Annotated in this window: 26 protein-coding genes and 1 riboswitch; of the genes, 13 read left to right on the top strand and 13 right to left on the bottom strand. The window is 70.3% G+C overall.

What is annotated here, in order from left to right; genetic code table 11:
* Nucleotides 1-9 precede the first annotated feature (9 nt).
* Nucleotides 10-1,092, bottom strand: a complete 1,083-nt coding sequence (hisC, locus tag ACIBAD_RS23530; RefSeq protein WP_134072921.1) for a histidinol-phosphate transaminase — start codon at nt 1,090-1,092, stop codon at nt 10-12.
* A 362-nt stretch (nt 1,093-1,454) separates the two neighbouring features.
* Between hisC and ACIBAD_RS23525 the strand changes: the two genes are divergently transcribed.
* The 3 genes from ACIBAD_RS23525 to ACIBAD_RS23515 all read left to right on the top strand — a co-directional run bounded on the left by ACIBAD_RS23525 (nt 1,455) and on the right by ACIBAD_RS23515 (nt 4,982).
* Nucleotides 1,455-2,570, top strand: coding sequence for a LacI family DNA-binding transcriptional regulator (locus ACIBAD_RS23525; protein WP_030153252.1), 1,116 nt, complete (start codon nt 1,455-1,457; stop codon nt 2,568-2,570).
* 231 nt (nt 2,571-2,801) lie between these two features.
* Nucleotides 2,802-4,004: a metallophosphoesterase family protein gene (locus ACIBAD_RS23520; protein WP_134072919.1), complete on the top strand. Its 1,203-nt coding sequence runs from the start codon at nt 2,802-2,804 to the stop codon at nt 4,002-4,004.
* Between the two features lie 150 nt (nt 4,005-4,154).
* A complete protein-coding gene (locus tag ACIBAD_RS23515) occupies nt 4,155-4,982 on the top strand; it encodes a hypothetical protein (RefSeq protein WP_398908256.1) in 828 nt (275 codons plus the stop codon).
* 168 nt (nt 4,983-5,150) lie between these two features.
* On the opposite strand, the gene thiC is transcribed toward ACIBAD_RS23515, so the two are convergent.
* Nucleotides 5,151-6,938, bottom strand: a complete 1,788-nt coding sequence (gene thiC / locus ACIBAD_RS23510; RefSeq protein WP_134072916.1) for a phosphomethylpyrimidine synthase ThiC — start codon at nt 6,936-6,938, stop codon at nt 5,151-5,153.
* Nucleotides 6,933-7,078: riboswitch (TPP riboswitch) on the bottom strand. (Overlaps the previous gene by 6 nt.)
* A 72-nt stretch (nt 7,079-7,150) precedes the next feature.
* On the opposite strand from thiC, the gene ACIBAD_RS23505 reads away from it, so the two are divergent.
* Nucleotides 7,151-8,572: a YibE/F family protein gene (locus tag ACIBAD_RS23505; protein ID WP_398908254.1), complete on the top strand. Its 1,422-nt coding sequence runs from the start codon at nt 7,151-7,153 to the stop codon at nt 8,570-8,572.
* A gap of 50 nt (nt 8,573-8,622) precedes the next feature.
* On the opposite strand, the gene ACIBAD_RS23500 is transcribed toward ACIBAD_RS23505, so the two are convergent.
* The 4 genes from ACIBAD_RS23500 to ACIBAD_RS23485 all read right to left on the bottom strand — a co-directional run bounded on the left by ACIBAD_RS23500 (nt 8,623) and on the right by ACIBAD_RS23485 (nt 10,911).
* Entirely contained in the window at nt 8,623-9,072 is a 450-nt protein-coding gene (locus tag ACIBAD_RS23500) for an SsgA family sporulation/cell division regulator (protein ID WP_134072912.1), read from the bottom strand.
* Between the two features lie 97 nt (nt 9,073-9,169).
* Nucleotides 9,170-9,916 carry an IclR family transcriptional regulator gene (locus tag ACIBAD_RS23495; RefSeq protein WP_398908253.1) on the bottom strand — a complete coding sequence of 249 codons (747 nt, stop codon included), beginning with the start codon at nt 9,914-9,916 and terminating at the stop codon, nt 9,170-9,172.
* A gap of 295 nt (nt 9,917-10,211) precedes the next feature.
* Complete coding sequence (locus ACIBAD_RS23490; RefSeq protein WP_134074490.1) at nt 10,212-10,430, bottom strand: DUF5326 family protein; 219 nt, start codon at nt 10,428-10,430, stop codon at nt 10,212-10,214.
* A 163-nt stretch (nt 10,431-10,593) separates the two neighbouring features.
* The gene (locus tag ACIBAD_RS23485; protein WP_134072908.1) at nt 10,594-10,911 is read right to left on the bottom strand and encodes a cupin domain-containing protein; all 318 of its coding nucleotides are present in this window, start codon (nt 10,909-10,911) and stop codon (nt 10,594-10,596) included.
* 89 nt (nt 10,912-11,000) lie between these two features.
* On the opposite strand from ACIBAD_RS23485, the gene ACIBAD_RS23480 reads away from it, so the two are divergent.
* From ACIBAD_RS23480 to ACIBAD_RS23460, 5 genes are all read left to right on the top strand, one after another.
* Nucleotides 11,001-11,381, top strand: a complete 381-nt coding sequence (locus tag ACIBAD_RS23480; protein WP_134072905.1) for a phage holin family protein — start codon at nt 11,001-11,003, stop codon at nt 11,379-11,381.
* 10 nt (nt 11,382-11,391) lie between these two features.
* The gene (locus ACIBAD_RS23475) at nt 11,392-11,883 is read left to right on the top strand and encodes a low molecular weight protein-tyrosine-phosphatase (protein WP_134072903.1); all 492 of its coding nucleotides are present in this window, start codon (nt 11,392-11,394) and stop codon (nt 11,881-11,883) included.
* Nucleotides 11,880-13,079 carry a cystathionine gamma-lyase gene (locus ACIBAD_RS23470; RefSeq protein WP_398908252.1) on the top strand — a complete coding sequence of 400 codons (1,200 nt, stop codon included), beginning with the start codon at nt 11,880-11,882 and terminating at the stop codon, nt 13,077-13,079. The genes ACIBAD_RS23475 and ACIBAD_RS23470 overlap by 4 nt, the downstream gene beginning before the upstream one ends.
* A gap of 177 nt (nt 13,080-13,256) precedes the next feature.
* The gene (locus tag ACIBAD_RS23465; protein ID WP_134072899.1) at nt 13,257-14,162 is read left to right on the top strand and encodes a LysR family transcriptional regulator; all 906 of its coding nucleotides are present in this window, start codon (nt 13,257-13,259) and stop codon (nt 14,160-14,162) included.
* Nucleotides 14,163-14,236: 74 nt separating this feature from the next.
* Nucleotides 14,237-14,716, top strand: coding sequence for an NUDIX hydrolase (locus tag ACIBAD_RS23460; protein ID WP_134072897.1), 480 nt, complete (start codon nt 14,237-14,239; stop codon nt 14,714-14,716).
* Between the two features lie 82 nt (nt 14,717-14,798).
* Here ACIBAD_RS23460 and ACIBAD_RS23455 read toward each other — a convergent pair whose 3' ends face one another.
* Entirely contained in the window at nt 14,799-15,983 is a 1,185-nt protein-coding gene (locus tag ACIBAD_RS23455) for a globin domain-containing protein (protein WP_398908251.1), read from the bottom strand.
* A 140-nt stretch (nt 15,984-16,123) separates the two neighbouring features.
* Entirely contained in the window at nt 16,124-16,774 is a 651-nt protein-coding gene (locus ACIBAD_RS23450; RefSeq protein ID WP_134072894.1) for an HAD-IB family phosphatase, read from the bottom strand.
* 204 nt (nt 16,775-16,978) lie between these two features.
* Between ACIBAD_RS23450 and ACIBAD_RS23445 the strand changes: the two genes are divergently transcribed.
* Genes ACIBAD_RS23445 through ACIBAD_RS23435 form a run of 3 tightly spaced genes read left to right on the top strand, consistent with a single transcriptional unit; the run spans nt 16,979 to nt 19,592 of the window.
* Entirely contained in the window at nt 16,979-17,872 is an 894-nt protein-coding gene (locus ACIBAD_RS23445; RefSeq protein ID WP_134072893.1) for a GNAT family N-acetyltransferase, read from the top strand.
* A gap of 28 nt (nt 17,873-17,900) precedes the next feature.
* Nucleotides 17,901-18,362, top strand: coding sequence for a GNAT family N-acetyltransferase (locus ACIBAD_RS23440; protein WP_134072891.1), 462 nt, complete (start codon nt 17,901-17,903; stop codon nt 18,360-18,362).
* Nucleotides 18,363-18,416: 54 nt separating this feature from the next.
* Nucleotides 18,417-19,592 carry a winged helix DNA-binding domain-containing protein gene (locus ACIBAD_RS23435; RefSeq protein ID WP_398908249.1) on the top strand — a complete coding sequence of 392 codons (1,176 nt, stop codon included), beginning with the start codon at nt 18,417-18,419 and terminating at the stop codon, nt 19,590-19,592.
* A 14-nt stretch (nt 19,593-19,606) separates the two neighbouring features.
* Here ACIBAD_RS23435 and ACIBAD_RS23430 read toward each other — a convergent pair whose 3' ends face one another.
* On the bottom strand, nt 19,607-20,989 hold the full coding sequence (locus ACIBAD_RS23430) for a serine hydrolase domain-containing protein (RefSeq protein ID WP_398908248.1): 1,383 nt from the start codon (nt 20,987-20,989) through the stop codon (nt 19,607-19,609).
* Nucleotides 20,990-20,998: 9 nt separating this feature from the next.
* Entirely contained in the window at nt 20,999-22,456 is a 1,458-nt protein-coding gene (gene dnaB, locus ACIBAD_RS23425; protein WP_134074489.1) for a replicative DNA helicase, read from the bottom strand.
* A 453-nt stretch (nt 22,457-22,909) separates the two neighbouring features.
* On the opposite strand from dnaB, the gene ACIBAD_RS23420 reads away from it, so the two are divergent.
* Nucleotides 22,910-24,247 carry an MATE family efflux transporter gene (locus tag ACIBAD_RS23420; protein WP_398908247.1) on the top strand — a complete coding sequence of 446 codons (1,338 nt, stop codon included), beginning with the start codon at nt 22,910-22,912 and terminating at the stop codon, nt 24,245-24,247.
* A gap of 130 nt (nt 24,248-24,377) precedes the next feature.
* On the opposite strand, the gene rplI is transcribed toward ACIBAD_RS23420, so the two are convergent.
* The 3 genes from rplI to ACIBAD_RS23405 are packed head-to-tail and all read right to left on the bottom strand — an operon-like array spanning nt 24,378 to nt 25,722.
* Nucleotides 24,378-24,824: a 50S ribosomal protein L9 gene (gene rplI / locus ACIBAD_RS23415; RefSeq protein WP_030153214.1), complete on the bottom strand. Its 447-nt coding sequence runs from the start codon at nt 24,822-24,824 to the stop codon at nt 24,378-24,380.
* Nucleotides 24,825-24,842: 18 nt separating this feature from the next.
* On the bottom strand, nt 24,843-25,079 hold the full coding sequence (rpsR, locus tag ACIBAD_RS23410) for a 30S ribosomal protein S18 (protein WP_005315025.1): 237 nt from the start codon (nt 25,077-25,079) through the stop codon (nt 24,843-24,845).
* 43 nt (nt 25,080-25,122) lie between these two features.
* Entirely contained in the window at nt 25,123-25,722 is a 600-nt protein-coding gene (locus tag ACIBAD_RS23405; protein ID WP_134072883.1) for a single-stranded DNA-binding protein, read from the bottom strand.
* Nucleotides 25,723-25,788 lie beyond the last annotated feature (66 nt).

Genomic DNA, 25,788 nt, shown 5'->3' with positions numbered 1-25,788 from the left:
CCCCGAGGGCTACATCTCCTTGAAGAACGCCTCCGCCGTATGCAGGAAGATGTCGTTCGCCTCGGGCTCACCGATCGTGACCCGCAGGCCCTCGCCCGCGAAGGGCCGGACCACCACACCGGCCTTCTCGCAGGCCGCCGCGAACTCGGCGGTCCGCTCCCCCAGCCGCATCCACACGAAGTTCGCCTGCGTGTCGGGCACCACGGTCCAGCCCTGGCCGAGCAGCGTCTTGTGGACCCGGGCACGCTCGCCCACCAGGGCCCCGACCCGGCCCATCAGCTCGTCCTCGGCGCGCAGCGAGGCGACCGCCGCGTCCTGCGCGAGCTGGCTGACACCGAACGGCACCGCCGTCTTGCGCAGCGCCGCCGCCACCGGCTCGTGCGCCACGGCGAAGCCCACGCGCAGGCCGGCCAGCCCGTACGCCTTGGAGAACGTACGCAGCACGCAGACGTTCGGGCGGCTGCGGTAGAGCTCGATGCCGTCCGGCACCTCGGTGTCGCGGACGAACTCGCGGTACGCCTCGTCCAGCACCACCAGGATGTCCGAGGGGACCCGGTCCAGGAACCGCTCCAGCTCGGCACGGCGCACCGCGGTGCCGGTGGGGTTGTTGGGGTTGCATACGAAGATCAGCCGAGTGCGCTCGGTGATCGCGTCGAACATCGCGTCGAGGTCGTGCACGTCCCCGTCGGTCAGCGGGACCTGCACGGACGTGGCACCCGAGATCTGCGTGATGATCGGGTAGGCCTCGAAGGACCGCCAGGCGTAGATGACCTCGTCGCCCGGGCCGGCCGTCGACTGGATCAGCGACTGGGCCACACCCACGGAGCCCGTGCCGGTGGCGATGTGCTCGACCGGCACCCCGAACCGCTCGGCGAGCTCGTTCACCAGGCCCGTGCAGGCCATGTCGGGGTAGCGGTTGAACTGTCCGGCCGCCGCGATCGCGGTCTCCAGCACCCCGGACAGCGGGGGGTACGGGTTCTCGTTCGAGGACAGCTTGTACGCGACGGGCCCGCCCGCGGCAGCGGGCTTCCCGGGCTTGTAGGTGGGAATGCCGTCCAGCTCGGCGCGCAGCTTCGGGCTCTTCTCGCTCACCGCAGGTCCTCCTCGACCGTCCCGTACGACGTCGCCGTCGACTCAATACTGCTCACCTTATGAGGATTCCGCCCTCCCGAAAATGGGCGGCGCCGGGATTGCGGGGGAGCGCACGCATATATGCGTGCGCCGGTGGCCCACGCCGTGGCGCGCATCCCTCGTACAGGTGAGTTGAGACCGTCCCGAGACCACACCGGTTTGGCATGCCCGTACCCGGTGACAAACGCCCAGCTTACTCTCCGCGTACAAATTCCTTCATTTCCAAGGTCATTGGGGGTGGCGAACCATGCAGAATCGTGCCTGTCAACGCGTGCATATGCACCCGGACCACCCACCCCACGGAGCCCTACTATCGGCTCGCCATGACAGCAGCAGGGAAGCATCAGGTGAGCCGGACCGAGACCACCCGGCGGGCCGCCGGCCGACAGGGCCGGGCCGGCATCAGGGACGTGGCCGCCGCGGCCGGCGTCTCGATCACGACCGTCTCCGACGCGCTCAATGGCAAGGGACGGCTGCCGGACGCCACCCGCCGCCACGTTCGCGAGGTCGCCGATCGACTGGGCTACCGCCCCTCCGCCGCGGCCCGCACCCTCCGTACCGGCAAGTCGGGCCTCATCGGCCTGACCGTGACCACGTACGGGGATGAACCTTTCACCTTCACCGAATTCGCGTACTTCGCCGAGATGGCCAGGGCCGCCACCTCCGCCGCGCTCGCCCGCGGCTACGCCCTCGTCATCCTCCCCGCCACCTCCCGACACGACGTGTGGTCCAACGTGGCCCTCGACGGCACCGTCGTCATCGACCCCTCCGACCACGATCCCGTCGTCAGCGAACTGGTCCGCCAGGGCCTCCCCGTCGTCTCCGACGGCCGCCCGGCCGGCTCCCTCCCCGTCACCGCCTGGGTCGACAACGACCACGAAGCCGCCGTGCTCAACCTGCTCGACCACCTCGCCGCCGCCGGCGCCCGCCGGATCGGGCTGCTGACCGGCACCACCACGGACACCTACACCCGGCTGTCCACCACCGCCTACCTCAACTGGTGCGAGCGCGTCGGCCAGGACCCCGTCTACGAGTCCTACCCCGCACACGACCCCTGCGCGGGCGCCGTCGCGGCGGACCGGCTGCTCGCCCGGCCCGACCGGCCCGACGCCGTCTACGGGCTCTTCGACCCCAACGGGACCGATCTGCTGGCCGCCGCCCGGCGCTACGGCCTGCGCGTCCCCGAGGACCTGCTGCTCGTCTGCTGCAGCGAGTCCACCGTGTACGCCAACACCGAACCGCCCATCACCACCCTTTCCCTCAAACCGCGCCGCATCGGCACCGCCGTCGTACAGCTGCTGATCGACGCCATCGAGGGGGTCGACACCGGCCGCCCGGTGGAACAGGTGGTCCCGACGGAGCTGATCATCCGTACCTCCTCGCAGCGCAGGCAGCCGCGTACGACCGTCAGCCCGCCCCGCTCACCGGCCAAGGACTGACGGTCGCCACGCGATACCGGCGGGGCCGACGGCCCCGCCGGGGATTTCGGCAACACCTATTTCGGGAGAAAGCGGCAGGAACTATTGGTTCCGCCCAGGATTCACCACCCCTGGTGCGTCACAGAGCGCGAGCCGCATTCCTATGATGGGCGCACGACATCACGGACCCTCCGCCCAGGAGGTCAGGAGGGTCCGCAGGTGTACGGCAGCGCGACGGTGGTGGAGGGGTCGATGACTCAGGGGGCCGGTCAGGGACCCGCGATGCGGACGGAGACGCTGCGGGACTTCCGAGTCCCGGTCACCGAGCCCGTCCCGTACGGCGTGCCCGGCGCGCAGCCCGAAGAGGCCCCGGTGTACGGCGAGTACCCCGCGTACTACGGGGAGGGCGCGCCGGTGCCCCCTCCCCCGCCGGTACCCCCGCAGCCCTCGGTGCCCCCGCAGCCGCCCACGGGCCAGGACCCCGCCACGGGCGGACCGGCCCCGGCCGACGGGGACGAACTCGACGAGGGCTACACGCCCACCCACCGCGACCTGCCGATCATCGGCCGCGGCGGACCGGGCGACACCGTCCAGATTCACTACGTTCCCCAGGAGTCCCCGGCCGCGGGCCCCGGACCGCTGTACGTGGTGGGCGATGTGCACGGCTATCTGGACGAGCTCGTCCACGAGCTCCAGGCCCAGGGCCTCATCGACGCCGACCGCCGCTGGTCGGCCGGCAACGCCCGCCTCTGGTTCCTCGGCGACTTCACCGACCGCGGCCCCGACGGCATCGGCGTCATCGACCTCGTCATGCGGCTGTCCGCCGAGGCCGCCGCCGCGGGCGGCTACTGCAAGGCCCTCATGGGCAACCACGAGTTGCTCCTCATCGGCGCCAAGCGGTTCGGCGACACCCCCGTCGCCTCGGGCGCGGGCACCGCCACCTTCCAGGCCGCCTGGCTCCTCAACGGCGGCCAGCGCACCGACATGGAGCGCCTGGAGGACGTACACCTGCAGTGGATGCAGCGGCTGGACGCCGCCGTGCTGGAGGACGGGCACCTGCTGCTGCACTCCGACACCACCGCGTACCTCGACTACGGCGACTCCGTCGAGGACGTCAACGACACCATCCACGAGCTGCTCAACCGCAACGACGCCGACATCACCTGGGACCTGTTCCGCAAGTTCACCAAGCGGTTCGCCTTCCGCGACGAGGAGACCGGCCCCCAGGCCGTACGCGAACTCCTCGACACCTACGGCGGCGGCCGCGTCGTGCACGGACACAGCCCGATCCCGTACCTGCTGGGCGAGGTGGGCACCGAGGACGGCGACGAGTCGCGCGGCCCGGAGGCCGTGAACGGCCCGCACGTGTACGCGGAGGGACTCGCCATCGCGATGGACGGCGGAGTCACGATGGCGGGCAAACTGCTGGTCGTGCAACTCCCGTTGAACGACTGAGGGTTATCAGAACGGGGGTAATTTCGGGAAAGCCCCTGTCACGCCGTGGCATGGGCGCTCTACCATCGCCCTATCCGTAGCAGGCTCTCCTCCGTTTGTGCCGGCGCCCGGGTCTACGCGGGCAAACCGGTCCCTACGGAGCATCGGGGGATGCACATGAACAGCGCTCCGCACCTGCTGACCGAAGACCGACCCGAGTTCGATCGGCTCCTCGACGAGGCGCTGCGCACCGCGCACGAACGGCCCGAGCTCGCCGCCCTCGGCGAGCGCCTGAACGCCGAACAACTGCGCACGATGGCCATCGGGGCCAGCGCGCTGCTGACGGCCGCTGCCGCGGCCGAATACGACCACTACGTGAAACTCCGCGGAGAGCGGCGCGACGAGGTACTGTCCACCCCCGGTTCGGCCGGGGACCAAGGTGCCGGGCAGCAGGGCGAGGGCGAGGACGGCGCGGGCGTCAGTGCCGTGGTCGCCGTGCTGGCACCGGTCCTGGCGGGCACCGCCATGCTGATCTTCCTGCTCGTGGGCTACATCCTGAAGGCGGTCGAGCCCGAACCCGCCTTCGCGCAAACGATGCTGACGGCGGGTTGGCTGTTCGGTGCACTGACCGTGGTCTCGCTGCTGTTCGCGGTGATCGGGCTGCTGGTGACGGCCGTCCGCAACCGGGCGACCGAGGTGGTGGCCGAGGATGAGGCCAATGCGATACCCGACGAGGTCACGCGGGCCCGCGAGGCCTGGCGGCGTGCCCTGCTGGAGCGGGGCATCCTGCCGTTCCTGCGGGACGCGCTGGCCGATCCGAGCGCGGCGCCGGCATATCCGGCCCCGCACACGCCGAAGGCCGGGCGCATCCCCAACCTGGGATACACCCGGCCCGACTTCACCAGCCCGGGGTCCCCGTCACAGGGCCCCCGCCCCGGCTACACCCCGCCGGACTTCACCAGCCCGGACTTCAGCAGCCCGGACGGCGGCACGCAGTAATACCGCGGCCCGGCCCGCAACGGTCCGTCCGTCCCTGTTTCACGTGAAACATCGCGTCGTGCCGGGGCGCTGCCCTGGGAAGTCCCCTCCTCCTCCCCAGAGCAGCCGGGGCGCTGCCCTGGGAAGTCCCCTCCTCCTCCCCAGAGCAGCGCCGACCGCCAGGGCGGGTCAGTCGGCCAGCGGGAGGTACACCCGGTTGCCGCTCGCCGCGAACTCGGCGGACTTCTCCGCCATGCCGGCCTCGATCTCATCAGCCTTCAGGTCGCCGCCGTGCTCACGGCGGATGTCCTGGGAGATCTTCATCGAGCAGAACTTCGGACCGCACATGGAGCAGAAGTGCGCGGTCTTGGCCGGCTCGGCCGGAAGCGTCTCGTCGTGGAACTCTCGGGCCGTGTCCGGGTCGAGGGCCAGGTTGAACTGGTCCTCCCAGCGGAACTCGAACCGCGCGTCCGACAGGGCGTCGTCCCACTCCTGGGCGCCCGGGTGCCCCTTGGCAAGGTCGGCCGCATGCGCAGCGATCTTGTACGTGATGACGCCGGTCTTCACGTCGTCGCGGTTGGGCAGGCCCAAGTGCTCCTTCGGCGTGACATAGCAGAGCATCGCCGTGCCCCACCAGGCGATCATCGCGGCGCCGATGCCGGAGGTGATGTGGTCGTACGCCGGAGCGACGTCCGTGGTCAGCGGGCCGAGCGTGTAGAACGGCGCCTCCTCGCAGATCTCCTGCTGGAGGTCGATGTTCTCCTTGATCTTGTGCATCGGGACGTGGCCCGGCCCCTCGATCATGGTCTGCACGTTGTGCCGCTTGGCGATGGTGTTCAGCTCGCCCAGCGTCTTCAGCTCCGCGAACTGCGCCGCGTCGTTGGCGTCCGCGATGGAGCCGGGGCGCAGGCCGTCGCCCAGCGAGTACGTGACGTCATACGCCGCGAGGATCTCGCAGAGCTCCTCGAAGTTCGTGTAGAGGAAGTTCTCCTTGTGGTGCGCCAGGCACCACGCGGCCATGATCGAGCCGCCGCGGGAAACGATGCCGGTCTTGCGGCGGGCGGTCAGCGGCACGTACGGCAGCAGCACGCCGGCGTGGACCGTCATGTAGTCGACGCCCTGCTCGGCCTGCTCGATGACCGTGTCCTTGTAGATCTCCCAGGTCAGGTCCTCGGCACGGCCATCGACCTTCTCCAGCGCCTGGTACAGCGGCACGGTGCCGATCGGGACAGGGGAGTTGCGCAGCACCCACTCGCGGGTGGTGTGGATGTTGCGACCGGTCGAGAGGTCCATGACCGTGTCGGCGCCCCACTTCGTCGCCCAGGTCATCTTGTCGACCTCCTCCTCGATCGAGGAGGTGACCGCGGAGTTGCCGATGTTGGCGTTGACCTTCACCAGGAATCGCTTGCCGATGATCATCGGCTCGATCTCCGGGTGGTTCACGTTCGCGGGGAGCACCGCGCGACCGGCGGCGATCTCCTCGCGGACGACCTCGGGGGAGACGTTCTCGCGGATCGCGACGTACTCCATCTCCGGGGTGATCTCACCGCGGCGGGCGTACGCGAGCTGCGTGACGGCGGCACCGCCACGGCCCCGGCGGGGCTGGCGCGGGCGGCCCGGGAAGACCGCGTCGAGGTTCTTGAGGCCACCGCGCGGCGAGGTGTGCTTGATGCCGTCGTCCTCGGGGCGCACGGGGCGGCCCGCGTACTCCTCGGTGTCACCGCGGCCGATGATCCAGTTCTCGCGCAGCGGCGGCAGGCCGCGCCGTACGTCGGTTTCGATCTGCGGGTCGGTGTACGGCCCGGACGTGTCGTAGAGCGTCACGTCCTTGCCATTGGTGAGGTGGACCTGGCGGACCGGCACCCGGATGTCGGGGCGGGAGCCCGCCACGTAGCCCTTGTGCCAGCCCGGCTGGCGCTCGGTGGGGCCGTCGCCGTCCTGGCTGACGGCAGGCGTGCGTGCGTCATGAATGGTCATGAGACCTGATCTCCCTACGCCGGCATTACCCGGTAACAGGTTCGGCGGTCGACGCAGCCTCTTCCCGCACGCATGTGTGCTGCGCGTACGGTGATCAGCGCCCTCTCAGCCCGGTGCTCCGAGCTCCCGCGTTGTGCAAAGGTGCCCCCACGCTAGCGTCATCTGTGGCGTGCTGAACAGTGGGCCCCCTCAACTCTTGCGATGATCTGCCGGTGACGTCCTCGCCGCAGCCTCCCACCCAGCCCACCGAGCCCACGGGTCACAACGACCACGCACACGGGGGCCACGGGCATGACCACGGGCATGACCACGGACATGCCCAGGGCCCGGCCCAGGGCCACTCCCACGGTCATTCCCACGGCCACGGACCAGCGGCCCCCGTCTCGAAGCACCTGCGCAAGGTCATCGCGGCGGTCCTGATCCCCTTCGCCGTCGCCGTCTTCGTCGGCATGGTGGTGCTCTGGCCGGGCGGCGCACCCGCCCACGAGCGCTCCGGGGTGGGCTTCGACCGGCAGACCCAGCAGGGCGTCGTCACCGCGCTCGAACAGGTCGACTGCAAATCCGTGAACGCCTCGCAGGTGCCGGCCACCGGCAGTGTCTCCACCCCGGAGGGGCGCGAGGCCAAGGCCGCGCAGACCGGCGAGTGCAAGAAGGCCACCATCGAGGTCACCACCGGACCCGACAAGGGCCGCACGTTCTTCGAGATCGTCCAGCCGGGCGCACCACGGCAGTTGAAGGACGGCCAAGAGGTGGTCGTCGCGTACGCGCCGGACGCGCCCCGGGATCTCCAGTACTCCGTGGTCGACGTGAACCGCAAGCTGCCCCTGGCGGTGCTGGCCGCGATCTTCGCGGTAGCGGTGGTCGTCGTCGGCCGGATGCGCGGCCTGTTCGCTCTGATCGCGCTGGTCGTCAGCTTCGGCGTGCTGACACTCTTCATCCTGCCGGCGATCCTCCAGGGCTCGAACCCGCTGGTCGTCGCGGTCGTCGGCGCCAGCGCGATCATGCTCATCGCGCTCTACATGTGCCACGGACTGAGCGCCCGTACCTCCGTCGCCGTTCTGGGCACGCTCGCCTCGCTGCTGCTGATCGGGCTGCTGGGCTCGGTGTTCGTCGACTGGGCGTTCCTCAGCGGAAACACCGACGACAACACCGGGCTGATCCACGGGCTCTACCCGGAGATCGACATGAGCGGCCTGCTGCTCGCGGGCATCATCATCGGATCCCTCGGTGTGCTGGACGACGTGACGGTCACCCAGACCTCGGCGGTCTGGGAACTCCACCAGGCCGACCCGTCGATGGGGTCCCGCTCCTTGTACCGTGCGGCCATCCGGATCGGCCGCGACCACATCGCATCGGTGGTCAACACCCTGGTCCTGGCCTACGCGGGCGCGGCGCTTCCGCTTCTGCTGCTGTTCTCGATTGCGAACAGCAGCATGGGTTCGGTGGCCAACAGCGAGCTGGTCGCGGAGGAGATCGTACGGACCCTCGTCGGATCGATCGGCCTGGTGGCCTCGGTTCCGATGACAACGGCGCTCGCCGCGCTGGTGGTCTCTGCCGACCGGCCGGGATCCCCGGCCGGAGCGGCGGCCTCCGCGCCGGTCCGCGGAGGCCGGGGACGGCGGCGCAAGCGCTGAGCGACCCGGGTGGCTCGGGGGCCCGGGGCGGCTCGGCGCGTGCGGTCCGCTCAGCCCGCGTTCTGCTCGTTCTGCCGCGACTCGGCCAGGATCCTGTCCAGCGCTTCGTCGAGGTTGTCCTCGAAGTCGCCGAGGTTGCGCTCCTGACCGAGCGGAACAAGCCGGTCGGTACGGTCGAGGAAGGCGACGAGCGGCGCCGCGCCGGCGCGGAAGAGGGCCCGGTCAGAGCCGACCTGGAGCCGGATGTGGACGTCGGACAGGTCCTCGGGGTCGGTGGGGGCGATGTGCACATCGCCGTCGCCGCACGGCTTGTTGATGCCGTCGAGGAGCAGCTCCCGTCCGAACGCCCAGGTCACAGGGGCGTCTCCGGGAAGGTGGAACGTCAGGCGCACTGCGTAGGGGTCACGGGTGTCGTACCGGAGTTCCACCGGGATCCGGAAGGAGAGCTCCTCGGAAACGAGGAAGCTCATCATGACCTCTGCCTGTACCGACTCGCGCATGGACTACCCCGCTGTAGTGGAAGTGGCCAGGAATGAACCCCCAAGGCCCTCTTGACAAGGGTGGTGGAAGCTCATGCAGATCACAAGGAGTGAGTTTTCAGATACTGATAGAGAACGAGAGGGTGCTCAACAGCGCGCCTACTTCACTCCGTAGTCGATCGACCACATACAGCAATCTTTCCTCCTGGTGCAAAGGGAGGGAAATCGCCATTGTTGCGGCGGTATCGCCCGCGGTGATGGGGATGGCTGCACAGACCGTGCCCAGCGCGTACTCCTGACGCTCCGTAACCGGCTCCATGCGTCCGAGAGAGCCGATGCGGTATTCGAGGGCGCTCTGGTCCCTGACGGTGTACTGGGTGACGGCCTCGACCGGGTGCCGTTCGTAGTAGTCCCTGCGCGTCTTCTCATCGAGCTGGGCCAGCAGGCACTGTCCGATGGCGTGCGCATGGCCGGTCGCGCGGAAATCGGCCCACTCCTCGACGGCGGGGTTGGCCGGAGTGTCCGAAACACCCACGAGCTCGATCTCACCCTCACGGAACACCGCGAAGTAGACGGGGGCCCCGACCGCGTCGCGGAAGTGCGCGAGGGAGTCGACGATCATGCTGCGACGTTTCTGCTGCAGCCCGCCGCCCGCCAGCCGCCCGGCGGCGGCACCAAGCACGAACACGCCGCTCTCGCGCCGCAGATAGCCCTCGTGCGTGAGGGTGCGCAGCAGGTGGTACGCGGTGGGGAGTGGGAGCCCGGCCTCGCGCGCCAGTTGCTTCGCCGGGGCTCCGTCGCTATGGGAACCCGCTGCTTCGAGCAGCCTCAACGCGCGCTGCACCGAACCGATCAGCGTCGGCACACCGGCATTGTGAACCGAAGACAAAGCTCACCCCCAGGCGTGGCGGCGGGCCTGGGGAGGGCCCGCCCTGCGGGGGCCGCCCCCGCACATGCCGCGACTCCCGGGGGGTCACACGTGGCCGGATCTGGAGAAACCGCAGGTCAGGGCGGCATCACCGGCGTCCGACGTCCAGGGAACGGCACAGATTGCCACTCTATCCGCCGATTCCCGCGGTGTGGGCGATTTGCCACCTGACGTTCCCCCGCTCGGGTTAATCCCCGGGATTGACCCGGGGATTGGCCCGTGCCATGGAGACCTACCAGTCGCGGGAGGAGGACTTCGTACCGCTGCCGGTGAACTTCTTCACGATGAAGACCAGGCCGGCTACGAGGCCGACGAAGAGCAGCAGCTTGAAGACGAACGAGATCAGGGCGCCGAGGATGCTGGTGATGACACCGCCGAAGACGAAGAGCACCAAAAGCGGGATCGCGACCCACTTAACCCACCAGGGCATGCCTGCGAATGTCTCTCGGATGCCGTCCATGTCGTCAACCTCTTCCTGAGCTTCCTGAGCCGTGACTTCCTGCTCTCGATGCTAGGAGGCCGCCCAACCTCCCGGGGGCCCGCCAGCCCCCGGACTCCCCTGATCCGCCCCCTAGGGGAATCAGGGGGTCCGACCCTGGGTCGGGGCCGCCCGGCTAGGCCTCCGGCGGGGAGAACACCACCAATACCCGCAGGTCCTCGGTGATGTGGTGGAACTTGTGCACCACCCCGGCGGGCACGTAGACGACGCTGCCGCGCGCCACCGTCGTCGTCTCCTCCCCGACCGTGACCGAAGCCCGGCCGCTCACCACGAAGTACACCTCGTCCTGGCGGTGCGGCTGCTGCGGGTCGCTCTGGCCGGCGTCGAGGGCGTACAGCCCGACCGACATGTTCCGCTCACGCAGGAACTGCAGATAGGCGCCGTCGTTCGCGAGCCGCTCCGCCTCGAGCTCGTCCAGCCGGAAGGCCTTCATCGTCTTTGTGCCCCTTGCTCTCTCACGTTCCCTGGCATCCGCTGATCTGCCGATGTCCCACCGGGATCTTCTCTGCCACGATCAGACACATGACAAATTTCGTAGTCAAGACGCTCGCGAACGCGGCGGCCCTGGCCGTCGCCATCTGGCTGCTCGCCGGCATCACGCTCGACGACAAGAGCTCCCTGGGCCACCGGACCCTTTCACTCATCCTCGTCGCGCTGGTCTTCGGCCTGGTCAACCTCATCGTCAAGCCCGTGGTGAAGCTCCTTTCGCTGCCGTTGTTCGTCCTCACCCTCGGACTGTTCACCCTCGTCGTGAACGCCCTGATGCTGATGCTGACCTCCTGGCTGTCCAAGCAGCTCGACCTGAGCTTCCACGTGGACAACTTCTGGACCGCGCTGATCGGCGGCCTGATCATCTCCGTCGTCTCCTGGGCCGTGAACATGGCCCTGCCCGACAAGAACTGAGCCGACCGCCATGTACCGCGTGTGCTTCGTCTGCACCGGCAACATCTGCCGCTCCCCGATGGCCGAGTCCGTCTTCCGCGCCCGCGTCGCCGAGGCGGGGCTCGACGCCGTGGTCGAGGTGGACAGCGCCGGCACCGGCGGCTGGCACGAAGGGGACGGCGCCGATCCGCGCACCGTCACCGTCCTGGAGGCCGCCGGATACGAGCAGAGCCACCGGGCCCGGCAGTTCCGGGCCTCCTGGTTCGCCGGCCTCGACCTCGTCATCGCTCTCGACGCCGGGCACCTGCGGGACCTGCGGACGCTCGCACCCACCCCCGAGGACGCCGCCAAGGTAAGGCTGCTGCGTTCCTACGACCCGGCGGCGAGCACCGCGGAGGCCGACGTACCGGATCCCTACTACGGCTCCCTCGACGGATTCGAGCAGTGCCTGGAACTCGTCGAGGCGGCGAGCACGGGCCTGTTGGACGCCGTACGCGAGGCAGTGAAGGAGCACACCGCATGACCGACCACGCCGAGGGGCCGACGGCGGCCGGCGCAGGAGCAGGAGCGGCTGCCGGAGCCCCGGCGGACCGGATCGGCGACGGCACCCGGGCCGTGCGCGCCGGCCTGCCCGCCCCCGTCAAGAACGAACCGCCCCTGCCCGGACCCGTCTTCGCCGCCCACTTCCACCTTCCCGGCGATGTGGCGGGCCCGTACACCTACGGCCGCGACACCAACCCCACCTGGACCCTCCTGGAGCGGGCCATCGGGGAACTCGAAGCACCCGGCCAGGACGGCGTGGACACCGTCGTCTTCGCCTCCGGCATGGCCGCGGTCTCCGCCGTCCTGCTCTCCCAGGCCCGGACCGGCGACACCGTCGTCCTGCCCGACGACGGCTACCAGGCGCTGCCGCTGGTACGCGAGCAGCTGGAAACGTACGGGATCCACGTCCGCACCGCCCCGACCGGCGACGACGCGCAGCTCGCCGTGCTCGGCGGGGCCAGGCTGCTGTGGATCGAGACCCCCTCCAATCCCGGGCTCGACGTGTGCGACATCCGCCGCCTGGTCGACGCCGCCCACGCGGGCGGCACCCTCGTCGCCGTGGACAACACCCTCGCCACCCCGCTCGGTCAGCGGCCTCTGGAACTCGGCGCGGACTTCTCCGTCGCCAGCGGCACCAAGGGGCTCACCGGCCACGGCGACCTCCTGCTCGGCTACGTCGTCTGCCGCGACCCGGAGCTCGCCGCCGCCGTCCGGCGCTGGCGCAAGATCGTCGGTGCCATCCCGGGCCCGATGGAGGCCTGGCTGGCCCACCGCTCCCTGGCCACCATCCAGCTGCGCGCCCAGCGCCAGTGGGCCAACGCGCTGGCCGTCGCGGAGGCGCTGGCAGACCGTACGGACGTCACCGGGCTGCGCTACCCCGGGCTGCCTTCGGATCCGTCGTACAAGACGGCCGCCCGGCAGATGCGGGGCTTCGGCTCCGTCGTCTCCTTCACCCTGCCGGACCGCGCGCACGCCGAACGGTTCATGGCCGCCCTGCACCTGGTCGAGGACGCCACCAGCTTCGGCGGCGTACGGTCCACCGCGGAGCGGCGCGGACGGTGGGGCGGCGACCCCGTGCCTGAGGGGTTCATCCGCCTGTCCGCAGGGGCCGAGGACACCGATGACCTGGTCGCGGACGTGCTGGGGGCCCTCGACTCGGCGGGTACGGGCGCCTGACCAGCCGGAACGAGAACGGTCCGAGCCTCCCCCCTAGTGGCTCGGACCGCTCCGGGTTCCGCGCGCGAAGAACCACGCGCACAAGGCTAGTTGACTCAGCGTCAGAGTCCAATCACGGTAACGACAGGGGCCTATCGGCATATTTATAGTTGAAGGCCCCCACCGAGAGGGGCCTTCATGGACCTGGCCCTGTTGCGCACCTTCGTCGCCGTCCACCGGGCGGGCTCGTTCACCCGGGCCGCCGCGCTCCTCGGGCTGTCGCAGCCCGCCGTCACCTCACAGATCCGCACCCTCGAACGCCAGCTGGGCCGACCGCTGTTCCACCGCAGGGCCCGCGGGGTGACCCCCACCGCCGTGGGTGACGAACTCGCCCACAAGGCCGCCCCGCACCTCGACGCCCTGCTGCGGATAACCGAGGCGGAACGCGAAGCCGCCGGCGCGTTACGCACCCTGCACCTGGCCGGTCCGCCCGAGTTCCTGTGCGTACGCGTCCTGCCCGCCCTCGCTCCGCTCGTCGGTCAGGGCCACACCCTGCGCACCGTGCTCCAGGCCGGAGCCGAGGAGGCCCTCGACGGGCTCGCCGCCGGCCACCACGACCTCGTCGTGACCACCGCACGCCCGCGCGGCGGGCTCTTCAGCGCGACCGCCCTGTGCGACGAGGAGCACGTGCTGGTCGCCGCGCCCTACTGGGCCGCCCTCGTCGATCCGGACCGGCTGCGCGAGGCAGGCCCGGTCGCCCTCGACGGCATTCCGCTCGTCGAGGTCCACGAGACGCTGCCGCTCGTCGCCCGCTACTGGGCCGCGGTCTTCGAGACCCGGCCCGGCACCCGGCCGGATGCCGCCACCGTCGTCGCCCCCGACCTCCGGGCCGTACTGGAGTGCGTCCGGGCCGGAGCCGGACTTGCCGTCCTGCCTCGGTATCTGTGCCAGGACGCCCTCGACCGGGGGCAGATCGTCGCCCTGCTGGAGCCGCCCGTACCGCCGCTGCGCACCTGGTTCCTCGCCGTTCGGACCGGCAGTCTCGCCCTCGCCCACCTCGCCCGTGCGCACGACCGGCTGCTGCGCGCCGCCGCCCACTGGTGAGCCTCCGCTTCCGGTGTGCGGCGCGTTTCGCCGACACGCGTTTCAGACACCTCCGTCTGGGCCACTCTTCTCCCATGACCGAACGTCCCGTGGTCAAACGCACCGCCCGCGCGATCCTGCTCGACGGTGGCGACCTGATCCTCATCAAGCGCACCAAGCCCGGCGTCGATCCGTACTGGGTCACCCCCGGCGGGGGAGTGGAGCCCACGGACGCCACCGTGGTCGACGCCCTCCACCGAGAGCTCCACGAGGAACTCGGCGCGAAGATCACCGATGTGGTGCCCTGCTTCGTCGACACCGTCGAGCACATCGCCGACGGCGGGGTGACCGGAGTGAAGGTGCAGCACTTCTTCGTCTGCCACCTTGAGTCCATGGACCCCAGCCAGCGGCACGGCCCCGAAGTCGACGAGCCCGCCGGCGAGTACGAGATCGTCCGCGTGCCCTTCAACCGGGTCGGCATCGCCGCGGTGCATCTCGTCCCGCTGTCCCTGCGTCACTACCTCGACGGCAACATCGAAGGTGTTCGCGCCATGCACGCCCCCGACCTGGGCTGATCCCTGACCGTTCCGCGATCTGTTCGGCCCGGGTCGCTTCGGCCCGGGCCCCGGAAGGCAGCCCCGGCAGGACGCCCCGGCCTCAGCCCGCCGCGCCCACCAGCTCCTCGACCGCGTCGAAGCGGATCCGGTCGCCGGGGATCCCGATCCGCTTGAGCTCGCTCACACCGCTGCGGATCATCGCGGGCGGCCCCGAGACGAACGCGTCGTACGAGCTCCACGGTCCGTGTTCGCCCACCGCTTGGGGCAGCTGGCCCGCGAGGCCCTCGCCGACCACCGGGCGCACCGACAGCCAGGGATGCGAGCGCTGCAACCCCAGCAGGGTGTCCTTGTCGTAGAGGTCGCCGTCGCTGCGCGCTCCGAAGAACACCTCCACCGGGCGGCGCTCGCCGTGCTCCGCCACGTCCTCGATCAGCGCCTTGATCGGGGCGATGCCGGTCCCGCCGCCCAGGCACAGCATCCCGTTGTCGGTGCTGTGGTCCACCACCATCGACCCGGCCGGCGGCCCGAGCCTCAAGACGTCGCCGGGCCGGGCGTGCCGCACCAGTGCGTTGGAGACCCATCCGGCCGGAACGGCCTTGACGTGGAAGGACAGCAGCCCGTCGGCGCGCGGCGCCGAGGCGAAGGAGTAGTGCCGCCACACCCGGGGCCACCACGGGGTCTCCAGGGTCGTGTACTGGCCCGCGAGGAAGGAGTACGGCTGGTCGGGGCGGACCGTCAGCACCGCGATGTCGGGGGTGCGCAGATCGTGCGAGACCACCTCCGCGTGCCACCACGCGGGACTCCTCGCCTCGTCTTCCGCCGCGGCGTCGATCATGGTCTGGGACATCACCGTGTACGCCCGCACCCACGCGGCCTGTGTCTCGGGGCCCCAGGTCTGCTGTGCGTACCGGGACAGCGCGCCGATGAGGGCCTCGCCGACCACCGGGTAGTGCCCGGCCATCGTCCCGTACTTCCGGTGCCCGGTGCCCAGCCTGCGCAGGTACGGGACGAGCACTTCCGGGTCGTCGATGTGCTCGGCGGCGGTCAGCAGTGCCTTCAGCAGCCGGTCTCGCTGTGCGTCCATGGCGGCCGGGAACATGCCCCGCACCTCCGGGTGCCCGGTGAAGACCAGGGCGTAGAAGTACGAAGTCACCCTGTCGGCGATGGGTGCGATCTCTTCGAGGGTGCGGCGGATGAGCACCGCGTCCGGGGAGGGCTCGACCGCACCGCCCCCGGACGGTATCCGGGCCGTCCGTCTGGCCGATCTGGTGGGCGGAGCGTCCATGCGGTGCCTCGCTTCGAACATCTCGGTCGGTAAGCACGCCACGGCCTTCGAATCCGTGGTTCTGGGCCTCAGAGCCTGCCAGCCGCCCCAACTACTCGCGGGAAAACCCGGAAAGTCCGCGTTGCGAACCGCCTTTCCTCTTAAGATGCTTGGACTTCAGTGCGTGCCACTGCGACCAGCTGATACGCCTCTCGCAGGTCCCGGCCCTCGTAGACGTATGTCGCCCGCTCCGCCAGGTATGGCCGTGCGTTGACCGCAACGGACACCGAAACGGCGTCGAAGAGCATCGCGTCGGTCGACGAGTCCCCGTACGCGACGCAGTCGGCCCGGCTCACCCCGAACTGCGCGCAGAGCCGGTCCGCCACCGCGACCTTGCCCTCGGGCGTCAGGATCCCGGCCGCCTCCACGGGACGGGTGAAGGGCACCTCCGGGAAGACCGAGCCGTGTGCCGCGTGCGCACCCCACTCCAACAGGAGTTCCACGAAGAACGAGGGCGACAGCGAGACCACCGCGCAGTAGTCGCCGCGCTCCCTGATCTCCCGCCACACCTCGCGAATCCCGGTCAACCACGGTGCTCCGTCGAAGGCCGCCCGGACGTGCCCGGGCGTCAGCCCCGCCCACAGCGCATGCGCCGCCACCGAGAACTCGTGCGGCCCCATCTCCTGCGCACCGAACGCACGCTCCAGCGCGGCGATCTCCGCGTTCAGGCCGAGCTGCCGGGAGATCTCAACGGGCGCCGCCGAGCCGTACATCAGCGTCCCGTCGAGATCGAAGAGGTGAAGGAGGGTCATGGCAGGCGAGGCTAGCCCGTTCAGTTCACCAGGGCACCTCCCCGCGGAGTGGCAGAGGCAGCGAATGTTTCACGTGAAACATCGCCCGTCCCCACCACGTCACCTCGCCGCGGAAGTCCGGGTGCGAGACCTCGCGATGTTTCACGTGAAACATCGACCCCAAATCCTCTGGACGCCCCCCGGCTGATGATCCAGTCTGGGCCCGTGACACCACCACACCTCACCGACCTGCCGATCCGTGCGCTGACCGTGGACGATCTCCGCAGTTGCGCCGACCTTTCCGAAGACCGCGGGTGGCCTCGCGAGGAGCACAAATGGGGGCTGCTCCTCGCTGCCGGCAACGGCTACGGCATCGACGCCCCCGATGGACACGGGCTCGCGGCCGCCTGCGTCGTCACCTCGTACGGGCAGACCCACGCCGGACCGGAGCTGGCCGCCATCGGGATGGTCCTCGTCGCCGAGCGCTACGCCCGCCGCGGCCTGGGGCGCAGGCTGATGACGTATGTCTGCGACGACCTGCTCAAGGGCGTCCCGCTCACCCTCCACGCCACTCCTTACGGCCGCCCCCTCTACGAGGAACTCGGCTTCGACGCCACCGGCAGTGCCGAGATGCTCCGGGGCAGCTTCCGCCGGGAGGCCTCGGACCCGGCGCCCGAGGCGGGCCCCGTGGCGGTCCGGCCGGCGACCGGTGAGGACATCCCGCGGATCGTCCAGCTGGACACCGAGGTCTTCGGCACGGACCGGACACACATGATCACGCGGCTTCCGGCCTTCGCGGACCGGCTGCTGGTCGCCGAGGACGGCCGGGGCGAGCTCGTCGGCTATGCCGCGATCTGGCCCAACATGGAGACCCATGTGATCGGGCCGCTGATCGCGCGCGACACGGCCGGTGCCCAGGCACTCGTCACCGCACTCGCCGCCGCCACCGACCGTCCGCTGCGGACCGACATCGACGTGCGCCACGAGGATCTCCTCGCCTGGCTCAAGGACCGCGGCCTCGGCTCCGTGGCGTTCAACGCCGTCATGACCCGCGACATCCCGGGACTGCCCGGCGACTGGACCCGTCGCTGGGCCCCGCTCACCGTGGCAGCGGGCTGAGAGCGGCGGCCGAGAAAGGAACCTCTGCATGACCGATCCCGACGAGCCGGTGATCCGCCCCGCTACCGAGGAGGACCTGCCCGCCATCGTCGCCATGCTGGCCGACGACCCGCTCGGAGCCACTCGCGAGTCGCCCGACGACCTCACCCCGTACATCGCTGCGTTCAAGCGCCTGGCCGACGACCGCAACCAGCACGTGGTCGTCGCGGTCCGCAAGGGGCGCGTCGTGGGTACCCTCCAGCTCACCGTCGTCCCCGGGCTGTCCCGCAAGGGAGCCACTCGCTCGATCATCGAAGGCGTCCGGGTCCACGCCGACGAGCGCGGCAGCGGCCTGGGGACCCGGTTCATCCAATGGGCCATCGAGGAGTCCCGCCGTGAGAACTGCCGACTCGTGCAGCTCACCTCGGACGTGACCCGCACCGATGCCCACCGCTTCTACGAACGGCTCGGGTTCACCGCGTCCCACGTCGGGTTCAAGCTCTCCCTCTGATCGCCCGCACGGCAGGCCGGGCCGACGTCGGCGGCCCGGCCTACGATCGGGAGGATGAGCCCCAGCCTCCCTCTCATCACCACCGCCGAGCGCCGCCACCGGCTCGGGCGCAGACACCGCCTGGCTCCCTCGGCACGTGCCGCCACGGTGGCCGAGGCCGCGGACGCCGTCGTCGCCCTGCACGCCACCGACGCCGCGACCCTGTTCCTCTCGGCCCGCGCCCGGCTCGCGGAAGGCGGCCCCGCCGCCGTCGAGAAGGCGCTCTACGAGGACGTCTCCCTCGTGCGACTGCTCAGCATGCGCAGGACCCTGTTCGCCGTCTCCGACGAACTCGCCCCGTACGTGGACTCCTCCACCGCACGGGGCATCGCCGTCAAGGAGCGCCTCACGCTGCTCAAGCACCTCGACGAGGACGGCCAGGGCCTCGATGCCGACTGGCTGGCCAGGGCCGAGGCCGCCGCACTCGACGCCCTCGACGCCCACGGCCCCTGCACCGGCAGCCAGCTCTCAGCGGCCGTGCCCGCACTGCGCCGGAAGATCACCGTCGGCCGGGGCAAGAAGTACGAGGCCGAGACCGGCGTCGCCACCCGTGTGATCCGGCTCCTGGCCGCGGACGGCCGGATCCGCCGTGACCGGCCGCGCGGATCGTGGACCTCCAGCCAGTTCCGCTGGGTGCACACCGAGCCCTGGCCCGCCGTACCTCCCGCCGAGGCCCGCTCCGAGATCGCCCGCCGCTGGCTGCACGCCTATGGACCGGCCACCGAGGCGGACCTGAAGTGGTGGACGGGCTGGACTCTCACCGACGTCCGCAAGGCCCTCGCCGCCATCGGCCCGGACCAGGTCCGCCTCGAAGACGGCAGCACCGCCCTGGTCGGGCCCGGCGACACCGCGTCCGAACCCGCCCCGGAACCCTGGGCCGCGCTGCTGCCCGGCCTGGACCCCAGCGGAATGGGCTGGGCCGACCGGAGTTTCCACCTCGACCCCGCGCACCGGCCCGCACTCTTCGACTACGCCGGCAACATCGGCCCCACGGTCTGGTGGAACGGTGAGATCGTCGGCGGCTGGGCCCAGCGGGCGGACGGCGAGATCGTCTGGCGGCTGCTGGGCGACCCCGGCCGCGCAGCCGAGGGGGCCGTCGCAGCCGAGGCCGCCCGCCTCGCCCGCTGGGTGGGCGACGCCCGCATCACCCCGCGTTTCCGCACCCCGCTGGAACGCGAACTCGTGGCCTGAGCCCGCCGGACGCGCTAGCCGATTCCCCGCCAGCCCTGCGGGTCCACCCCGCCGGGCACCGGTGCCTGTGCGTCGTAGGGCTCTCTCGTGAACACGAACGAACCCAGGTCGAGATGGCTCACCGAACCGTCCTCGCGCCGGACCGCCCGCAGGGTCTCCCCCGCGTAGTAGCCGGAGAGGCCGGTCCAACTGCCGTCGGGCTCCGACCGGAACCGGGCCGCCCGACCCGTCGCGCTCACCGGCGCGAGCTCCATCAGCCCGTCCGCCTTCAGCCGCAGCACCTGCGGCGACGTACCCCAGTACCAGGGGCCGCACAGTTCCAGGGCGACCGGATCGGCCTCCTTAAAAGGCCGCCACGGCTGCGGGAACGGCGGCTCCGCGTCCGCGACGATCGCCACCAGCTCCGCGGCCACCGTCGCGGCGGGCAGCCCCGACGTGCAGTTCGCCAGCACCACGGCCGCCACGTCGTCGGCTTCGCTCAGCCACAGCCCCGCGACGAACCCCGGCAGCGAACCGGTGTGGCCGGCGAGCCTGCGCCCACCGGTGTCCGTCAGCTGCACGCCGAACCCGTAGCCGTCGGCGAAACCGGGCTCCGGCGGCGCAGCCGGCGTCCGCATCTCCCGGACCGACGCCGCGCTCAGCACGCGCTCGTCACCCCGGGCGAGGAACCCCGCGAACCGCGCCAAGTCCCGCGTCGTGGACCAGAGTTGTCCGGCAGCCGCCATCAGCCCCAGGTCCTCCGACGGCTCGGGCATCATCACGTCGGCCCAGGGATGCACCGCCCAACCGCCCGCGTGGGGGGCCTGCGGCTGCGCCGTCGTACGGTCCAGGCCCAACGGCTCCAGCACCTCGGACCGGAGCACCTCGTCCCACGACTTGCCGCGCACGGCTTCGACGAGCGAACCCAGCAGCGTGTAGCCCGGGTTGGAGTAGTGGTGGCGCCGGCCCGGCCGGAAGCGGAAGGGCTCCTCGCCGAGCACGTCCGCGAGCTCGGGCCGCAGCGCCGCGGGCGAGCGCTCCCACCACTCGCCCGGCGTCTCCGCCGCCAACCCGCCGGTGTGGGAGAGCAACTGGGCGATCGTCACCTCTCCGGCGCCCGTCCCCGGCAGGTGCTTCTCCAGCGGGTCCTCAAGGCACAGCAGACCCTCGTCCCGCAGGCGCATCACCAGAACGGCGGTGAAGGTCTTGCTGATCGATCCGATCCGGTACTGCACGTTCCCGTCGGGCCCGTGCCCCTCGACGGAGGTCCGGGAGCCCTCCCAGACCACCTCGCCGCCACGGGCCACGGCCGCCACCACCGACGGCGCCCGCCCCTCGCTCTGGGCGATGGCGATCCGGTGCCTCAGAGCACGCCGGGTCGTGGGGAGCAGATCCAGGTCTTCAGATACGGCATCCATGATCGGATGCTACGTGTTGGCCATGTCCACGAACCGCGAGTAATGGCCCTGGAAGGCGACCGTGATCGTCGCCGTAGGGCCGTTACGGTGCTTCGCCACGATCAGGTCCGCTTCACCCGCGCGGGGCGACTCCTTCTCGTACGCGTCCTCGCGGTGCAGCAGGATCACCATGTCGGCGTCCTGCTCGATGGAGCCCGACTCACGCAGGTCGGAGACCATCGGCTTCTTGTCGGTGCGCTGTTCGGGACCACGGTTCAGCTGCGACAGCGCGATCACCGGCACCTCCAGCTCCTTGGCCAGCAGCTTGAGGTTTCGGGACATGTCCGAGACCTCCTGCTGGCGGCTCTCGGGGCGGCGCGAGCCGCCCGACTGCATGAGCTGGAGGTAGTCGATGACCACGAGCGAGAGGTCGTTGCGCTGCTTGAGGCGTCGGCACTTCGCCCGGATCTCCATCATCGACAGGTTCGGGGAGTCGTCGATGTAGAGCGGGGCGGCGGAGACGTCCGGCATCCGGCGGGCCAGCCGGGTCCAGTCGTCGTCCGTCATGGTGCCGGAGCGCATGTGGTGCAGTGCGACCCGGGCCTCGGCCGACAGGAGGCGCATCGCGATCTCGTTGCGCCCCATTTCGAGGGAGAAGATCACGCTGGGCAGGTTGCTCTTGATGGAGCAGGCCCGGGCGAAGTCGAGCGCGAGGGTGGACTTACCCATGGCGGGGCGGGCCGCGATGACGATCATCTGGCCCGGGTGCAGGCCGTTGGTCAGTGAGTCGAGGTCCGTGAAACCGGTCGGGACGCCGGACATCTGGCCGCTGCGCGAGCCGATCGCCTCGATCTCGTCGAGGGCACCCTCCATGATGTCGCCCAGCGGCAGGTAGTCCTCCGAGGTCCGCTGCTCGGTGACGGCGTAGATCTCGGCTTGGGCGCTGTTGACGATCTCGTCGACGTCGCCGTCCGCCGCGTATCCCATCTGCGTGATCTTGGTGCCGGCGGCGACCAGGCGGCGCAGGACCGCCCGCTCGTGGACGATCTCCGCGTAGTACTCGGCGTTCGCCGCGGTCGGCACCGACTGGACGAGCGTGTGCAGGTAGGAGGCACCGCCGACCTTGCTGATCTCGCCGCGGCGGGTCAGCTCGGCGCCGACGGTGATCGGGTCGGCCGGCTCGCCCTTGGCGTACAGGTCGAGGATCGCCTGGTAGATCGTCTCGTGCGAGGGGCGGTAGAAGTCGTGGCCCTTGATGACCTCGACGACGTCCGCGATCGCGTCCTTGGACAGCAGCATGCCGCCGAGCACCGACTGCTCGGCGTCGAGGTCCTGCGGCGGGACGCGCTCGAAGCCGCCGCCGTCCCAGGAGCCGGCCTCGCGCCCCCGCTCGTGCTGTTCGTCCCCGCGGCCCCGGCTTTCGCTGTTACGGCGCGGACGGGCGGGCAGACGGTCACCCGGACCGCTGTCGGCCCAAGGGTCGTCCATGGGCTCGGGCATACTCACCGGGCCGCCTCCTCCCGTCCGCAACGCGGACCTCGCCGTGCCACTCTTTCTACGACACGGCTCTGACATGTGGGGCACCCGAATCCCGCCGTCGGCGAGTCGGGCAACGCACAACGGTAGGGCCGGGAGCGACGTCAGCCAATCTTGTTATCCACAGGCTGTGTGGATGAGATGTGGATGACCGACCCAATGCTGTGGGTAAGTCGCCGGAAGCTGTGCACGGACCGGGGGACGGCGCTGTGGACAAAATCACCTGCCCTACCCAACCACCCATCCTGACCTGCGATTTCTTCCTCCACGGGCTGTGGGGGAGAAATTTCTTGGCCCCAGTTTCGAGAACGCCTCCAACGGGGTGTCGAGAACGTGTGAACCAACTCGCAGGTAAGGATCCAAAGAGCATTGCGTCCATTACCTGTGGAAGATTAGATTGAGCGCATGACACAGGCCATCGCCCCGCTGAAGGCTGCTCCGAGACGGCACGACCGCGAGATACTCGCGCTCGCCGTCCCGGCTTTCGGCGCGCTCGTCGCCGAACCCCTGTTCGTGATGGCCGACAGCGCCATCGTGGGGCACCTCGGCACTCCCCAGCTGGCCGGCCTCGGCATAGCCGCGGCCCTGCTCACCACCGCCGTCAGCGTCTTCGTCTTCCTCGCCTACGCCACCACCGCGGCCGTCTCCAGAAGGGTCGGCGCGGGCGACCTCCGAGCAGCCATCCGACAGGGCATGGACGGCATCTGGCTCGCCCTCCTGATCGGCGCCGCCGTCGTCGCCGTCCTGCTGCCGACGGCGCCCTGGCTGGTCTCCCTCTTCGGGGCCTCGGACACCGTCGCCCCCTACGCGGTCACCTATCTGCGGATCTCCGCCCTGGGCATCCCGGCCATGCTGATGGTGCTCGCCGCGACCGGCGTCATCCGCGGCCTCCAGGACACCCGCACCCCGCTCTACGTCGCCATCGGAGGCTTCGCCCTCAACGCGGGCCTGAACGGGGCCCTCGTGTACGGAGCCGGCCTCGGCATCGCCGGCTCCGCCTGGGGCACGGTGATCGCCCAGTGCGCCATGGCCGGCGCCTACCTGTTCGTGGTCGTCCGCGGAGCCCGTACGCACGGCGCCTCCCTGCGCCCCGACCCCGCAGGCATCCGGGCCTGCGCCCAAGCCGGTGTTCCGCTGCTGGTGCGCACGCTGTCCCTGCGCGCCGTCCTGATGATCGCCACCGCCGTGGCAGCGCGACTCGGCGACGCGGACATCGCAGCCCACCAGATATTGCTCTCCCTGTGGAGCCTGCTCGCTTTCGCCCTCGACGCGATCGCCATCGCCGGGCAGGCCATCATCGGCCGCTACCTGGGCGCGGGCGACACCGAAGGTGCCAAGGCCGTCTGCCGCCGCATGGTGCAGTGGGGGATCGCCTCCGGCATCGTCCTCGGCGCTCTGGTGGTCGCCGCCCGCCCGCTGTTCATCCCACTCTTCACCGGCGACCCCGTGGTCGAGAACGCTCTGTTGCCGGCCCTGCTGGTCGTGGCCGTGTCCCAGCCCGTGTGCGGCATCGTCTTCGTGCTCGACGGGGTCCTGATGGGCGCGGGCGACGGCCGCTACCTCGCCTGGGCCATGCTCGTGACGCTCGCCGTGTTCACCCCGGCCGCCCTGCTCGTCCCGACCCTCGGCGGCGGTCTCACCGCGCTCTGGTGGGCCATGACCCTGATGATGCTGGTCCGGATGGCCACCCTCCAACTGCGCGCCCGCTCCGGACGCTGGCTGGTGTCGGGGGCGACCCGCTGACCGCGAGCCGTTGTTTCACGTGAAACACGCGAGGGACCGTCCGGTGTTTCACGTGAAACACCGGCCAGCGGGATCCCGGGAACGACGAAGGGCCGCACCCCACAGGGGTGCGGCCCTTCGCTCGCAGCACTTAGGCGGCGACGACCTCGACGCCCACGTTCGCGGCGACCTCAGCGTGCAGACGCACGGAGACCTGGTACGAACCGAGGGTCTTGATCGGGGCAGCCAGCTCGACGCGGCGCTTGTCGACCTTCGGACCACCGGAAGCCTCGATCGCCGTGGCGATGTCGGCCGGGGTCACGGAGCCGAAGAGACGGCCGGCGTCACCCGAACGGGTGGCCAGACGGACCTTCGTGCCCTCAAGCTTGGCCTTGACCTCGTTGGCCTGCTCGATGGTCGCGATCTCGTGGATCTTGCGGGCGCGGCGGATCTGCGCCACGTCCTTCTCGCCACCCTTGGTCCAGCGGATCGCGAAACCACGCGGGACCAGGTAGTTGCGAGCGTAACCGTCCTTGACGTCGACGACATCGCCGGCGGTGCCGAGGCCAGAGACCTCGTGGGTCAGGATGATCTTCATTAGTCGGTCACCCTTTCCTTATCGCGCGGTGGACGTGTAGGGCAGCAGCGCCATCTCACGGCTGTTCTTCACGGCCGTGGCGACGTCACGCTGGTGCTGCGTGCAGTTGCCGGTGACGCGGCGGGCACGGATCTTGCCGCGGTCGGAAATGAACTTCCGCAGCATGTTCGTGTCCTTGTAGTCCACGTACGCGGTCTTGTCCTTGCAGAATGCGCAGACCTTCTTCTTAGGCTTGCGCACAGGCGGCTTCGCCATTGTGTCTCTCCTGTGTGATCAAGAAGTGGGGATGCGAGCTTCCCTAGAAGGGAGGCTCGTCCGAGTAGCCACCGTTGGAGCCGCCGGAGCTTCCGCCCCAGCCGCCCCCGCCGCCCTGCTGCTGCTGGCCGCCGGCCGGCGCGCTGGACGCCCACGGGTCGTCGGAGGGAGCTCCGCCGCCCTGCGGGGCGCCGCCGCTGGGGGCTCCGCCCCAGCCACCGCCGCCGCCCTGCTGCTGCTGGCCGCCACCGCCGCCGTATCCACCCTGGCCACCGCGACCGGTGGTCTTGGCGACCTTGGCCGTGGCGTTCTTCAGGCTGGGGCCGACTTCCTCGACGTCCAGCTCGTAGACCGTGCGCTTGACACCCTCACGGTCCTCGTACGACCGCTGCCTCAGCCGGCCCTGCACGATGACGCGCATGCCTCGCTGAAGGGACTCGGCGACGTTCTCGGCCGCCTGCCGCCACACCGAGCAGGTCAGGAACAGGCTCTCGCCGTCCTTCCACTCATTGGTCTGGCGGTCGAAGGTGCGGGGGGTGGACGCGACACGGAACTTCGCGACCGCCGCACCCGAGGGGGTGAAGCGCAGCTCGGGGTCGTCGACGAGATTGCCGACGACCGTGATGACGGTCTCGCCTGCCATGGATGAACCTCTCGGCGGGGATTGCTGCTGGGCTGCTGTGCTACTCGGTCCCGATTACCGCTGAAC

It is taken from the genome of Streptomyces sp. NPDC051109 (genome assembly GCF_044455885.1).
Taxonomy (GTDB): domain Bacteria; phylum Actinomycetota; class Actinomycetes; order Streptomycetales; family Streptomycetaceae; genus Streptomyces.
The sequence above is the reverse complement of the archived record's forward strand: the minus strand, read 5'-3'. Positions and strand labels throughout refer to the sequence as shown.

Coding starts and splice junctions, on each gene's coding strand:
- ACIBAD_RS23455 (WP_398908251.1), bottom strand. CDS start 15,983: ATGGACGCTCCGCCCACCAGATCGGCCAGACGGACGGCCCGGATACCG.
- ACIBAD_RS23525 (WP_030153252.1), top strand. CDS start 1,455: ATGACAGCAGCAGGGAAGCATCAGGTGAGCCGGACCGAGACCACCCGG.
- ACIBAD_RS23405 (WP_134072883.1), bottom strand. CDS start 25,722: ATGGCAGGCGAGACCGTCATCACGGTCGTCGGCAATCTCGTCGACGAC.
- ACIBAD_RS23450 (WP_134072894.1), bottom strand. CDS start 16,774: ATGACCCTCCTTCACCTCTTCGATCTCGACGGGACGCTGATGTACGGC.
- ACIBAD_RS23480 (WP_134072905.1), top strand. CDS start 11,001: ATGACAAATTTCGTAGTCAAGACGCTCGCGAACGCGGCGGCCCTGGCC.
- ACIBAD_RS23430 (WP_398908248.1), bottom strand. CDS start 20,989: ATGGATGCCGTATCTGAAGACCTGGATCTGCTCCCCACGACCCGGCGT.
- ACIBAD_RS23420 (WP_398908247.1), top strand. CDS start 22,910: ATGACACAGGCCATCGCCCCGCTGAAGGCTGCTCCGAGACGGCACGAC.
- ACIBAD_RS23485 (WP_134072908.1), bottom strand. CDS start 10,911: ATGAAGGCCTTCCGGCTGGACGAGCTCGAGGCGGAGCGGCTCGCGAAC.
- ACIBAD_RS23465 (WP_134072899.1), top strand. CDS start 13,257: ATGGACCTGGCCCTGTTGCGCACCTTCGTCGCCGTCCACCGGGCGGGC.
- dnaB (WP_134074489.1), bottom strand. CDS start 22,456: ATGGACGACCCTTGGGCCGACAGCGGTCCGGGTGACCGTCTGCCCGCC.
- ACIBAD_RS23520 (WP_134072919.1), top strand. CDS start 2,802: ATGACTCAGGGGGCCGGTCAGGGACCCGCGATGCGGACGGAGACGCTG.
- ACIBAD_RS23435 (WP_398908249.1), top strand. CDS start 18,417: ATGAGCCCCAGCCTCCCTCTCATCACCACCGCCGAGCGCCGCCACCGG.
- ACIBAD_RS23470 (WP_398908252.1), top strand. CDS start 11,880: ATGACCGACCACGCCGAGGGGCCGACGGCGGCCGGCGCAGGAGCAGGA.
- ACIBAD_RS23500 (WP_134072912.1), bottom strand. CDS start 9,072: ATGCGCGAGTCGGTACAGGCAGAGGTCATGATGAGCTTCCTCGTTTCC.
- ACIBAD_RS23475 (WP_134072903.1), top strand. CDS start 11,392: ATGTACCGCGTGTGCTTCGTCTGCACCGGCAACATCTGCCGCTCCCCG.
- rplI (WP_030153214.1), bottom strand. CDS start 24,824: ATGAAGATCATCCTGACCCACGAGGTCTCTGGCCTCGGCACCGCCGGC.
- ACIBAD_RS23515 (WP_398908256.1), top strand. CDS start 4,155: ATGCACATGAACAGCGCTCCGCACCTGCTGACCGAAGACCGACCCGAG.
- ACIBAD_RS23460 (WP_134072897.1), top strand. CDS start 14,237: ATGACCGAACGTCCCGTGGTCAAACGCACCGCCCGCGCGATCCTGCTC.
- thiC (WP_134072916.1), bottom strand. CDS start 6,938: ATGACCATTCATGACGCACGCACGCCTGCCGTCAGCCAGGACGGCGAC.
- rpsR (WP_005315025.1), bottom strand. CDS start 25,079: ATGGCGAAGCCGCCTGTGCGCAAGCCTAAGAAGAAGGTCTGCGCATTC.
- ACIBAD_RS23440 (WP_134072891.1), top strand. CDS start 17,901: ATGACCGATCCCGACGAGCCGGTGATCCGCCCCGCTACCGAGGAGGAC.